Genomic DNA, 11,526 nt, shown 5'->3' on the forward strand with positions numbered 1-11,526 from the left:
GGCTACAGGCCGATGCCTACATCGAACAGGATGGTCCGGCCCAGGTTGTTGCGCAGGAAGTCCGGGGCGTCCCCATGGGCGAAGAGCACCCGGGCGAAATTGGGGCCGACCAGCGACAGTGAGCGCCAGCCCTGGCGCAGGTATTCGGTGGGGGGCGGAAAAGGGCTGTTGAAGTCCGGCGTGGCGCGCTTGAGATTGACGAAGGCCAGCAGGTCGAGAGTGCCCAGGTCGAGGCCGCGCTCTTCATAATTTCGCGCCTTCTTGCGCAGCGTCGGTCCCAGGCGGGCCTGGAGTTCGGCGGCGGGAATCCGTTTGGGGCGGTTCTCCCGGCGTACCAGTTGCGCAAGGGAGAAGGCGCTACGGCGACGCTCAAGCTCCGCGCGCCATTCCTCGTTCAGGCGGCGGCCCTCGTCCAGTACGAAGAACACTTCGAAGTTGGCTTCGCGGAACTGCACATCCGGTGGTTCCTGGCCGGTGCTGAAGTCCTTGAGGCGATAGGGCAGGTTGAGTGCCTGCAGGAGCCGCTGGCAAACCCAGCGTTCGCGTTCCCACCTGCGCGCATTCGACAGGAAGTCGTTGGCTTGCTCGGCCTGCCGCGTCAGCAGGCGCAGGTAGTCGGACTCGTTCATGTCCCGCAGCTTAGCGCTCCGGCGAGGGCTCTGGGTACCCCTGCGGTGCCAGCGAAGACGCCGTCGCGACAAATGCGCGCAGGTTGCCGGGCGTGGCTGCGGTGTAAACTTTCAGAACCTGCCTGGAGCACGCCATGCGCATCCGTCCGATTACCGTCGCCGATCACGCCGCCTTGCTCGACCTTTGGCGACGCACGCCCGGCATTCGCCTGCGGGCCGAAGATGAGCTGGAGCCGTTCTGTGCCTACCTGCAACGCAATCCCGATCTTTGCCTGTTGCTCGAAGACGACGCCGGGCACGTGGCCGGCAGCGTGTTGGTCGGGCATGACGGGCGTCGCGGTTACCTGCAGCACCTGGTGGTCGACCTGCCCTTCCGTGGTCGGGGCTGGGCGCGGGCGTTGCTGCAGGAGGCATTGAGGCGCCTGGCGCTGTTGGGTATCCGCAAGTCCCATGTATTCGTGCTGGAAGATGCGCCCGAGGCGCTGGCCTTCTGGCAGATGCAGCGGGGCTGGACGGTGCGTGAGGATATTCGGGTCTACTCGACCACTGGAGATTGAATCGATGCGGATCTGTCTTGGCTTGATGCTGAGCCTCGTGGTCACTTGCAGCCAGGCGCTGGAAGTGGGGGAGCGGCTAGCGCCCTGGACCTTGCTGGACCAATACGAGCAGCCCTACAGCCTGGACGATGGGCTGCAGTTACTCCTGGTGGCGCGCGACATGGACGGCGGCAAGCTGCTGAAGGCCGCGCTGGAGGGGCAGCCCAAGGGCTATCTGGACGTCCGCCACGCGGTGTTCGTGGCCGACATCAGCCGCATGCCGTCGCTGGTGTCCGCGCTCTTCGCCATTCCGGCCATGCGTGATTACAACTATCGCGTCCTGCTGGACCGCGAATCCCGCGTTGCCAGCCGTTATCCCGGAGGCGAGGCCCGCGTGCTCTGGCTCCGGCTCGATCGGGGCAAGCTCATTGAGCAAAAAGAGTTCACTGACGCCGCCGCGCTGCGTACGGCCCTGGAGTCGTTCACCCCGTGATTGCTGCCGAGTTGCTGTCCGCGGAAACCCTGGGCCTCGGCTGGGCGCTTTATCTGCCCGCGATTGCCTGGGCCCTGTGGCGTGCGCCCTGGGTCGAGCTGTTCAGCGACTCCCGTCGCCAGCACCTGCTGTTCGGCACGGTGCTGGTGCTGTTTCTGCTGTGGCTGATGCGACGCGACTTCGATTCCGGGGTGTCGTACCACTTCATCGGCATGACCGCCGTGACGCTGTTGCTGGACTGGCCCCTGGCAATATTGGGCGGCCTGGCGGCGCAGCTGGCCTTGCTGGCGCTGGGGAAGCAGGACTGGGCGGCCCTCGGCCTCAATGGTGCCCTGCTGGTGTTGCTACCGGTGCTGGTCACCGAGCTTTGTGCCAAGTGGGTGGAGCATTACCAGCCGCGTAACCTGTTCGTGTACATCTTCTGCTGCGGTTTCTTTCCTGCGGCGCTGGCCGCGCTGCTGTGCGTCCTCATCGGCTTGGGCGTGCTGTGGATGGATGGCGTCTTCCCCATGCCGCCCTGGCTGGAGGACTTCATCGGCTACCTCTGGTTGGTGATGTTCCCCGAAGCGTTCATCAACGGCACTGCCGTGACTGCGCTGGTGGTCTTCTGCCCGGACTGGCTGGAAACGTTCAACCGCACCCGTTACCTCCAGGCCCCCTGGAAAGACGACGACACGCCCCGCTGATAGCCGGAGATTCATCCGCGCTATCCCGTCTTCGCTTCTGACCTGGATCAATCATTCCGGGCGGAGTTTCGGCTTGAGTAGGGTGGATGGCGCTTTTTCATCCACCAGCATGAGGGACTGACAACATGGGCATTCACGATTGGGCAAGAACCGCCCTGGAGCAGAACCTTGACGAGGCGAAGCGGGGCGGAATAGGTGAAGAGCTGGCACTACGCGCCTTGCTAAGCGCAGTGGTAGAACGCAGCGCGGGGCTGCGCTCCGCGGATGACCTGGCTCAGGAGCTGCTCTTCCTCGCGGACAATCTTGATTCGGGGCGCGATTACAGCTTCATGCGCCCCTGAGCCGGTGGGTCAATGTTCGCGCGGCGGCAGGTCGCCCGAAAACAGCTCGTCTTCCAGGTTGTCGCCGGGGATCGCATGTTCCTCGGCAGCCCAGGCGCCCAGATCAATCAGCTTGCAGCGCTCGGAGCAGAAGGGGCGGGTGGGGCTTTGCGGGCCCCATTCCACCGGAGCGCCGCAGGTCGGGCACTCCACGGTGACGGGTTGGCTCATGGCTGGCCTCCTCGCAGGGTCAGATAGAAGTTGTGCAGGCGCTCCACCTCGGCGTGCAGCCAGCCCAGGTCGCGGTCGTTGAGCAGCACATCGTGGGCGTATTTCAGTCGCTCTTCCCGGCTGGCCTGTACCTTCAATATGGCTTGGACCTGCGCTTCGGGCACATTGTCGCGCTGCATGGTGCGCTGGACCTGCACCGTTTCCGGCGCATCGATCAGCAGCACGCGCTGGGTGAGACGATGCTGGCCGGATTCAATCAGCAAGGGCGACACCAGAATGGCGTAGGGGGATTCGGCCTTGGCCAGGTACTGGCTGATTTCCTGGCCGATCAACGGGTGCAGCAGGCCTTCCAGCCAGCGCCGCTCCTCGGGGTTCTCGAAGATGCGCTGGCGCAGGGCAGCTCGATCCAGCTGGCCATCGGCCTGGAGCACGCCGTCACCAAAGTGCTCAGCGATTTGTGCCAGCGCCGGGCGGCCGGGCTCGACCACCCAGCGGGCGGCGTGGTCGGCATCCACCAGGTGCACGCCAAGCTGGCTGAAATGCGCGGCAACGGCGCTCTTGCCGCTGCCGATACCGCCTGTAAGGCCAAGAATCCAGGGTTTGATCATTTGAAACCGGCGAACTGCAGATAGGTCGCCGTTATTTGATCACCCCAGAGCAGCGCAATCCAGCCGGCAATGGCCAGGTACGGACCGAAGGGTATGGGCGTGGCCGTGTCCTGGTTCCGCAGGCGCAGCATGATCACACCCAGAATGGCGCCCACCAGGGAGGACAGCAGAATGGTCAGCGGCAGCACCTGCCAGCCACCCCAGGCGCCCAGCATTGCCAGCAGCTTGAAGTCGCCGTGGCCCATGCCTTCCTTGCCCGTCACCAGCTTGAACAGCCAGTACACCGACCACAGGCTCAGGTAACCGGCCACCGCGCCCCACAGCGCATCCTCCAGGCCGGTGAACAGGCTCTGGCTGTTGAGGATCAGGCCCAACCACAGCAGCGGCAGTACCAGCACATCCGGCAGTAGTTGGTGATCGACGTCGATCATGCTCATCGCCAGCAGGCCCCAGGTCAGCACCAGGAAGGCGCCGGCCTGCCAGCCGAATCCGAAATGCCAGGCCACATAGGCCGACAGCGCGCCGCAGGCCAGCTCGACCAGCGGATAGCGCTTGCTGATGGGGGCCTTGCACGACGAACACTTGCCCCCCAGCGCCAGGTAACTCACCACCGGGATGTTCTCCCAGGCGCGAATCTCATGGCTGCAATGGGGGCAGCGGGAGTTCGGTAGCACCAGGTTGAACACCGGCCCCTTGGGCTCGGCCGGCAGGCTCAGGGCTTCGCGCGCCTGCTCCTGCCAGTCCAGCATCATCATCTTGGGCAGGCGGTGGATGACCACGTTGAGGAAGCTGCCGATCAGCAGTCCGAGCAACAGCGCGCAGAAAACAAAGGCCAGCGCATGGCTGGCCAGAAAGTCGATCAATTGCATGGTTAGACGACTGCGCCCAGTTGGAAAATGGGCAGGTACATGGCGATGATCAGCCCGCCGACCAGTACGCCGAGTACGGCCATAATCATGGGTTCCATAAGCGCGGTCAGGCCATCGACGGCGTTATCTACTTCCTGTTCATAGAAGCTGGCGACCTTGTCGAGCATATCGTCCAGCGCGCCGGACTCTTCGCCGATGGCAGTCATTTGTACGGCCATGGCCGGGAAGACGCCGGTGGTGCGCATGGAGAAGTTGAGCTGCATGCCGGTGGAGACATCAGATTTAACCTTTAGCACAGCGTTTTTGAAGACAACGTTGCCGCTGGCGCCAGCCACCGAGTCCAGGGCATCCACAAGTGGAACACCAGCGGCGAAGGTGGTAGCGAGTGTCCGGGCGAATCGGGCCACCGCCGACTTGTAAAGAATGTCGCCGACGATGGGCAGTTTGAGAACGGTGCGATCAACCCAGTCGCGGAACTTTTCAGACTTTCGATGAGTATGCTGGATTAGAAAACCAGCCGCAAAGAAGCCAAGTAAAACGATGAACCACCATTCTTGGAGTATCTCGGATATCCCGATGACCATCAGGGTAAAGGCCGGAAGCTCAGCACCGAAGTTCGCGAATACTGTTTTGAACTGCGGTACGACTTTGATCAGAAGAATTGCTGTCACGATGATCGCAACCACGACTACCGCAATTGGGTAGTTCATCGCCTTCTTGATCTTCGCCTTCAGGGCCTCGGTCTTTTCCTTATAGGTGGCAATCCGGTCAAGCAGCGTTTCCAGCGCACCTGCCTGTTCGCCTGAGTCCACTAGATTGCAATACAGTTCGTCGAAGTAATCCGGTTTCTTGCGCAGGGAGTTTGCCAGGCTATTGCCCGAGGAAACCTCCTGCTTGACTTCATTCACCAGCGTACGCATTGCCGGCTTCTCGAAACCTTCGCCAATAATGTCGAAGGACTGCATCAGCGGGACACCTGCCTTCATCATGGTTGCCAACTGACGGGTGAACAGTGCGATATCCATGGGCTTGATCTTCTTCCCTGTATTCAGCAGAGAAGCGGACTTCTTGCGCACCTTGGTCGGGTTGATACCTTGTTTGCGCAACTGCGCTTTCACAAGCGCCGGGTTCTGCCCTGTGAGTTCGCCCTTGACCTTTCCGCCTTTCTTGTCGGTGCCTTCCCAGGCGAAGGTACTGGTTTTAAGCGCTTTTTCCGCCATGGTTAATCCTTGGTCACGCGGTTGACTTCCTCAAGGCTGGTGATGCCATTCATGGCTTTCACCAGGCCGGAGGTTCGCAGGTCATTGAAGCCATCGCGGCGCGCCTGCTGGGCGATCTGGATGGAGTTGCCTTCTTCCATAATAAGCTGCTGCATGGCCGGCGTGATTTTAACCACTTCATAAATACCCACTCGGCCCTTGTAGCCCTGGTTGCAGTTTTCGCAGCCGACCGGCCCATAGAGCGTGAAGGTGCCGACCTTCGCTTCGGGGAAGCCTTCCTCGATCAGCGCTTCCCGTGGAATGTTCAGCTCCTTCTTGCAGTGCGCACACAATTTGCGTGCCAGGCGCTGGGCGATGATCAGGTTGACCGAGGTGGCAATGTTGAAGGCAGGCACACCCATATTGCGCATACGGGTAAGGGTTTCCGCTGCGCTGTTGGTGTGCAGGGTGGACAGCACCATATGGCCGGTTTGCGCGGCCTTGATGGCGATTTCGGCGGTTTCCAGGTCACGGATCTCGCCCACCATGATCACGTCCGGATCCTGGCGCAGGAAGGCGCGCAGGGCTTGGGCGAAGTCCAGGCCCTGCTTGGGGTTGACGTTGACCTGGTTGATGCCTTCCAGGTTGATCTCCACCGGGTCTTCGGCGGTGGAGATATTGATATCCACGGTATTGAGAATGTTGAGGCCGGTGTACAGAGAAACGGTTTTGCCCGAACCGGTAGGGCCGGTCACTAGGATCATGCCCTGGGGCTGCTTCAGGGCCACCATGTACAGGTCTTTCTGTTCCTCTTCATAGCCCAGGGCATCGATACCCATCTGCGCGCTGGTGGGGTCGAGAATCCGCATCACGATCTTCTCGCCCCAGAGCGTTGGCAGGGTGTTGACGCGGAAGTCGATGGACTTGACCTTGGATATCTTCATCTTGATCCGGCCGTCCTGGGGCTTGCGGCGCTCGGAAATGTCGAGAGCAGCCATCACCTTGAGGCGCGCAGCAATACGGCTGGCCAGTTGGATGGGCGGCTTGGCCACTTCATGCAGCATGCCATCGGTACGAAAGCGAACACGGTAGGAGCGCTCGTAGGGCTCGAAGTGCAGGTCTGAGGAACCGCCGCGAATGGCGTCCAGCAGCATCTTATTCACGAAACGCACCACCGGGGCGTCGTCGGCATCCACACCGCCGGGGCTGTCCTTCTTGTCGTCGTCGACAGCTTCAACGTCCACGCCATCCAGGTCGACGTCGCCCAGGTCTTCCATCCCGCTGTTGGCGCTGTCGAAGAACTTCTCGATGGCATCGCCGAGCTTGTCGTCCTCGACCAGAATGGCCTCGGTGTTCAGGCCGGTGCTGAACTGGATATCGGTAACGGCCTGGTGATTAGTCGGGTCGGATATGGCGACGAACAGCTTGTTGCCGCGCCGCCACAGGGGCAGGGCCCGGTGCTGGCGAATCAGCTTTTCGCTAACAAGCTCCTTAGGCTGGGAATCCCTGTCGATGCTGCTCAAGTCCAGGAAGGCGACACCGAATTGCTCCGCCGCCATTTCCGCGAGATCCCGACTCTTCAGCAGCTTGTTCTGCACCAGGTAGGTGATCAGCGGAATCTTGTTGCGCTGCGCCTGGGTATGGGCCTGGAGGGCGCTTCGCTCATCCAGCAAATTGGTCAGGACAAGCTGTTTGGCTAGGCCGGATAGCGTGGGGGCGGTCTCGTTCATGAGGGAGCATCAGTCTGCCAGTTGTGACACTGCCTTATAACGTAGTTGAACAGCAGCGCCAAATGCGGTCATGGAGGGTGACAAAAAATGGCAGTTAGTGGCTGGGATGGTGATCTCGGTACATTCCGCTGTGGGTTGGAAGGCAAGCGGTGCGCTCTGTTGATTCTGAGGAGGAGCGTGATTAGTCGCGTTATACAGAGTTTTTGGCATGGTCCGTGCATTTAAGTTTTCAGGCAACCGGCCTACCACATTCGAGGATGAATACATGAAAGCGCAAAAGGGTTTCACCCTGATTGAACTGATGATTGTCGTAGCGATTATTGGCATCCTTGCTGCCATTGCGCTTCCTGCTTACCAGCAGTACACCAAAAAAGCGAAGTTTTCTGAAGTAGTGCTGGCAACGGCGGCTGTGAAAACCGAGGTCGAGCTTTGCGCTCAGGATCAAAATGCTGTCGCGAACTGCATGGCTGGTAGTAACGGTGTATCTGCCAACCAAGGCGCATCCGGCTATATTACCTCTGTTAACACCGCTGCAAACGGTGTGATTACTGCGACTGCTGTCAGCACCGGTGGTCTCGGTGGTGAGACCTATATTCTTACTCCTACCCTGAGCAACGGCCGTGTTACTTGGGCAGTTACTGGTACTTGCGTGACTGCAAATATCTGCAAGTAACTAGATTTAGTGGCTCAGTCTATGAGTCTGAGGAGCAGTTCACGCTTTGCGTGAGCTGCTTTTTTTTGAGGGGGTGAAATGTCTAGTAAGGGGATTTGGTGGGCAGCATGCCTCTTCTGGGTGCTGGTCCTGTCGATACTGTCTTTTTCTTTTATTCATAATCCACTCGTTTTTGATGATGTTTATTTTTTTCTGAATGCCAAACCAGGTGTGCTGCTTCATGGTGGCTTGCTGCCAATTCCCAGGGATATGATTTATCTCAGCTTCACGTGGTGGGGGGATGGCCAGTTGGACATTCCGGTGATGCGCATTGTTAATCTGGGATTGCACCTGGGTGTGGTGTTATCGGTGTTTGCGTTGGTTCGTCAGTTGCTTGGTGATCTTGGCGTGGTTCAGTGCCGGAAAAAGCAGATGTGGGCGGCATTCGCATCGGCTTCGCTGTTTGCCGTCCATCCATTTTCGGCGCTTGCATATGGGTACCTTGTCCAGCGAACGATACTGTGTGCAACGCTTTTTTCCATTCTCAGTCTCCTGGCTTTTTGGCGAGGCCTGGCAGGGAATCGCTTTGAACTATGGGGCAGTGCAGCTTTCTTTGCGATGGCGGTGCTCTCCAAAGAGCATGCTGTAATGATTCCCGCACTGTCTTTTCTGATGCTTTGCTTGTATCTCAGAAGTGGCAAAGCACTCGGGGTTTCAAGTCGGCAGGTTTTTCTTGTGCTGGCGACGCAGGGTTTGATCTCCCTCTATGCCGTAGTTGTTGTGAGGCGGGTGCTTGGCGCGTCGATCGAGATAATGACTGATGAGGTTTTGGGGGGGGCGGATGTATTGCCTGAGTATCTATACCCGCTGAGTGTTCTGAATCAGACGTCGTTATTCTTCAAGTATGTTTTCTTGTGGCTGTTTCCGAATCCTCTATGGGTTTCAATGGATATGCGGGAGACATTTCCTCTCGTCTTTTCATCTTGGTCTCTGTGGGTGGGGGCATTTTTTTACTTATTCTATATTGCTGCTGGGATTTTCTTGCTGTGGCGCGGAGGTAAAGTCGGACTGGTTGGGTTTGCGATGCTGATGCCTGCGTTACTTTTCTTTACTGAGTTTTCCTCGGTTAGATTGCAGGAGACATTTGTCGTCTATAGAAGCTATCTGTGGTGCTCGTTCCTGTTTGTATTGGTAGGGATTTTTCTGAGTGGATTGAAAGCGCGATGGTTTGTCTTCGCTTTTTCATTGTCTTTTTTTGTTTTTTCCCTGCTCTCGTATGATCGTTTGTTTACCTTTTCAAATCCCTATTTTGTTTGGCGGGAAGCTGCTGATCTGTATGAGAGATCTCCTGTTGAGGGTGGAGAAATTAGATTTGGCGGGTATCGAATATATTATAATGTTGGCACGAGTCTCTATAGTCATGGTTTTTCTGTGTCGGCTCTCGATGGTTTTAATAAATCGATAGAGCTTATGCCGAATTATGGATATGCCTACAATAATCGTGGGGCTGCGTTGCTAAGTTTGAACGAGTTGAATGGTGCTCGTGCTGATTTTGAGATGGCCATCAGTCTTGTGCCCAAGAATTCAAATTCGTACATCGGCTTGGCGCAGGCGCTGCGGGGGCTGGGAGAAAACGCTGCGGCGGAAGATGTTCTAGGAAAGGGATGTCGTATGGGGTTGCAAAAAGTGTGCTCCAAGCAGGCGTTATCGTTGGCGCAGTGAGCTTTAAGGAGTTTTCTTTTGGATCCTATTTTGGTAAGTTTCTCGGCGCCGTTGCCGGTGTAGCTCAGTCGGTAGAGCAGCTCATTCGTAATGAGAAGGTCGGGGGTTCGATTCCTCTTACCGGCACCATGATCCAGACAAAAAGCCCCGCAGGTTCTGCGGGGCTTTTTGTTTTTCGTGGGGCTGCCGTGGCCTGGTGCCTCGGTCATGCACTTTTCAGTCTCGTCTCTGGAGGTTGTCGGCAACCTTGTACAGGTCCATTGCCAAGCATTCCATCAGTTCCGAGATGCTTTTGACGGCGTGGTGAAGGCCTTTCAGGTCTTTGTCGCTCAGGCCGTGGTCCAGGCCGTCGCACCCCAGCAGGTCGGCGATGGTGCTGAGGGCGTAGCCGGCTGTCAGGAGGCGGTCGCCCTGGAGATCGGCAATGCGGGCGAAGTTGTTCATAGCCCACCTCCGGCAGTTCTCTGGTCCAGGGCGAGGGTGGCTGCCGAGGTGCGTGCATTCCTTGCGGGTGTGCGGGTGTGCATGGTCAAAGCTCCTTTTGCTGGGGAGCTGCCACGAATCGTCGCCAAACGATTGGGGTGGCAGCTGTGCGCAGGTTGGCGAACCGGGGCAAAAGGAACCCGGCAGACCTTTCGGTCTCCCGCGCACAGCCGCCATGACACGATGCCGGCACGGTAAGTACCTGCAGTATGTGATGGGCATCTATGCGCCTTTTGCGAATCGGGTCGCCAAACCCGGTCCTGGAATTTGCCAGGACGGCCGCACCATAGCCTTGCCCGGGGCACATGGCAACGCCCGGGGCTCGGCGGGGCGGGTTTTAGAGGCTCAACCGCATCGACAGGTCGATGGCCTTGACGTCTTTGGTCAGGGTGCCGATGGAGATGTAGTCGACGCCGGTTTCGGCGATGGTGCGCAGGGTGGTATCAACGATGCCGCCGGAGGCTTCGAGCTTGGCGCGGCCGGCGGTGAGGCTGACGGCGGTGCGCATGTCGTCGAGGCTGAGTTCGTCGAGCATGATGATGTCGGCGCCGGCGGCAAGGGCTTGCTGGAGTTCGTCCAGGCTTTCCACTTCCACTTCCACCGGTTTGCCGGGGGCGATGCGGTGCGCGGCGTCGATGGCCTGGGCGATGCCGCCGGAGGCTGCGATGTGGTTTTCCTTGATGAGGAAGGCGTCGTACAGGCCGATGCGGTGGTTGTGACCGCCGCCGCAGGTGACGGCGTACTTCTGCGCCAGGCGCAGGCCGGGCAGGGTCTTGCGGGTGTCGAGCAGTTTTACCTGGGTGCCTTTTACCAAGTTGACATAGTGGCCGACGCGGGTGGCGACGCCAGACAGGCACTGGAGGAAGTTCAGGGCGCTGCGCTCGCCGCTCAGCAGTGCGCGGGCCGGGCCTTCGAGGTGGAAGAGGGCCTGGTTGGCCTCGGCGCGCTGGCCGTCCTGCACCTGCCATTGCACCGTCACGCGCGGGTCGAGCTGGCGGAATACTTCGTTCACCCAGGCGGTGCCGCTGATGATGGCCGCTTCGCGGGTGATGACAGTGGCGCGAGCCTGCCGCTCCTCGGGAATGAGCTGGGCGGTGATGTCGCCGCTGCCGATGTCTTCCTGGAGGGCGGTGCGTACGTTGGCCTCGATTTCAGCGGTGAGGTCAGCGAGGAGAAGGTTGGGCATGGTGGGCTCCGCAGGCAGGATAGCGGCGATTATAAAGGCTGCCGACGGCCGGCGGGGCAACCGCTCCACGCTTTCTGCTAGACAGTCATATGTGCGTCTGGCGTGCTGTGCACTTGTCGGTCGAGCCCCCTGCATCTGTGACTTGATTCATGTCTGTAGGAAATCTCCGCTTGGTTGTCACG

14 protein-coding genes and 1 tRNA gene are annotated in these 11,526 nt (G+C 59.2%); 7 read left to right on the plus strand and 8 right to left on the minus strand.

The window, feature by feature from the left end:
- Nucleotides 1–2: 2 nt before the first annotated feature.
- Entirely contained in the window at nucleotides 3–629 is a 627-nt protein-coding gene (locus tag THL1_RS05035; RefSeq protein WP_069082235.1) for a DUF1780 domain-containing protein, read from the minus strand.
- Nucleotides 630–763: 134 nt separating this feature from the next.
- Between THL1_RS05035 and THL1_RS05040 the strand changes: the two genes are divergently transcribed.
- The 4 genes from THL1_RS05040 (at nucleotide 764) to THL1_RS05055 (ending at nucleotide 2,685) form a co-directional block, all read left to right on the plus strand.
- The gene (locus THL1_RS05040; protein WP_069082236.1) at nucleotides 764–1,186 is read left to right on the plus strand and encodes a GNAT family N-acetyltransferase; all 423 of its coding nucleotides are present in this window, start codon (nucleotides 764–766) and stop codon (nucleotides 1,184–1,186) included.
- A 4-nt stretch (nucleotides 1,187–1,190) separates the two neighbouring features.
- Nucleotides 1,191–1,658, plus strand: coding sequence for an FAD/FMN-containing dehydrogenase (locus THL1_RS05045; protein ID WP_069082237.1), 468 nt, complete (start codon nucleotides 1,191–1,193; stop codon nucleotides 1,656–1,658).
- The gene (locus THL1_RS05050) at nucleotides 1,655–2,344 is read left to right on the plus strand and encodes an energy-coupling factor ABC transporter permease (RefSeq protein ID WP_069082238.1); all 690 of its coding nucleotides are present in this window, start codon (nucleotides 1,655–1,657) and stop codon (nucleotides 2,342–2,344) included. Before THL1_RS05045 ends, THL1_RS05050 begins: the two co-directional genes overlap by 4 nt.
- 125 nt (nucleotides 2,345–2,469) lie before the next feature.
- The gene (locus tag THL1_RS05055; protein WP_069082239.1) at nucleotides 2,470–2,685 is read left to right on the plus strand and encodes a hypothetical protein; all 216 of its coding nucleotides are present in this window, start codon (nucleotides 2,470–2,472) and stop codon (nucleotides 2,683–2,685) included.
- Nucleotides 2,686–2,694: 9 nt separating this feature from the next.
- On the opposite strand, the gene yacG is transcribed toward THL1_RS05055, so the two are convergent.
- From yacG to pilB, 5 genes are read right to left on the minus strand one after another with little or no spacing between them, the layout of a single operon-like run.
- Nucleotides 2,695–2,895 (minus strand): DNA gyrase inhibitor YacG, encoded by a 201-nt coding sequence (gene yacG / locus THL1_RS05060; RefSeq protein ID WP_069082240.1) that lies wholly within the window; start codon nucleotides 2,893–2,895, stop codon nucleotides 2,695–2,697.
- Nucleotides 2,892–3,503: a dephospho-CoA kinase gene (gene coaE / locus THL1_RS05065; protein WP_069082241.1), complete on the minus strand. Its 612-nt coding sequence runs from the start codon at nucleotides 3,501–3,503 to the stop codon at nucleotides 2,892–2,894. The genes yacG and coaE overlap by 4 nt, the downstream gene beginning before the upstream one ends.
- Nucleotides 3,500–4,372, minus strand: a complete 873-nt coding sequence (locus THL1_RS05070; RefSeq protein ID WP_069082242.1) for a prepilin peptidase — start codon at nucleotides 4,370–4,372, stop codon at nucleotides 3,500–3,502. Before THL1_RS05070 ends, coaE begins: the two co-directional genes overlap by 4 nt.
- A 2-nt stretch (nucleotides 4,373–4,374) precedes the next feature.
- A complete protein-coding gene (locus tag THL1_RS05075) occupies nucleotides 4,375–5,592 on the minus strand; it encodes a type II secretion system F family protein (RefSeq protein WP_069082243.1) in 1,218 nt (405 codons plus the stop codon).
- A gap of 2 nt (nucleotides 5,593–5,594) precedes the next feature.
- Complete coding sequence (gene pilB, locus THL1_RS05080; RefSeq protein ID WP_069082244.1) at nucleotides 5,595–7,301, minus strand: type IV-A pilus assembly ATPase PilB; 1,707 nt, start codon at nucleotides 7,299–7,301, stop codon at nucleotides 5,595–5,597.
- Between the two features lie 265 nt (nucleotides 7,302–7,566).
- Between pilB and THL1_RS05085 the strand changes: the two genes are divergently transcribed.
- From THL1_RS05085 to THL1_RS05095, 3 genes are all read left to right on the plus strand, one after another.
- Entirely contained in the window at nucleotides 7,567–7,974 is a 408-nt protein-coding gene (locus THL1_RS05085) for a pilin (protein ID WP_069086413.1), read from the plus strand.
- A gap of 78 nt (nucleotides 7,975–8,052) precedes the next feature.
- Nucleotides 8,053–9,675: a tetratricopeptide repeat protein gene (locus tag THL1_RS05090; protein WP_069082245.1), complete on the plus strand. Its 1,623-nt coding sequence runs from the start codon at nucleotides 8,053–8,055 to the stop codon at nucleotides 9,673–9,675.
- A gap of 53 nt (nucleotides 9,676–9,728) precedes the next feature.
- Nucleotides 9,729–9,804: transfer RNA gene (locus THL1_RS05095), tRNA-Thr, on the plus strand.
- Between the two features lie 87 nt (nucleotides 9,805–9,891).
- Here the strand turns inward: THL1_RS05095 and THL1_RS05100 are convergent.
- A complete protein-coding gene (locus THL1_RS05100; RefSeq protein WP_069082246.1) occupies nucleotides 9,892–10,119 on the minus strand; it encodes a hypothetical protein in 228 nt (75 codons plus the stop codon).
- Nucleotides 10,120–10,495: 376 nt separating this feature from the next.
- Entirely contained in the window at nucleotides 10,496–11,344 is an 849-nt protein-coding gene (gene nadC, locus THL1_RS05105; RefSeq protein WP_069082247.1) for a carboxylating nicotinate-nucleotide diphosphorylase, read from the minus strand.
- Nucleotides 11,345–11,526 lie beyond the last annotated feature (182 nt).

The organism is Pseudomonas sp. TCU-HL1 (assembly GCF_001708505.1).
Taxonomy (GTDB): domain Bacteria; phylum Pseudomonadota; class Gammaproteobacteria; order Pseudomonadales; family Pseudomonadaceae; genus Metapseudomonas.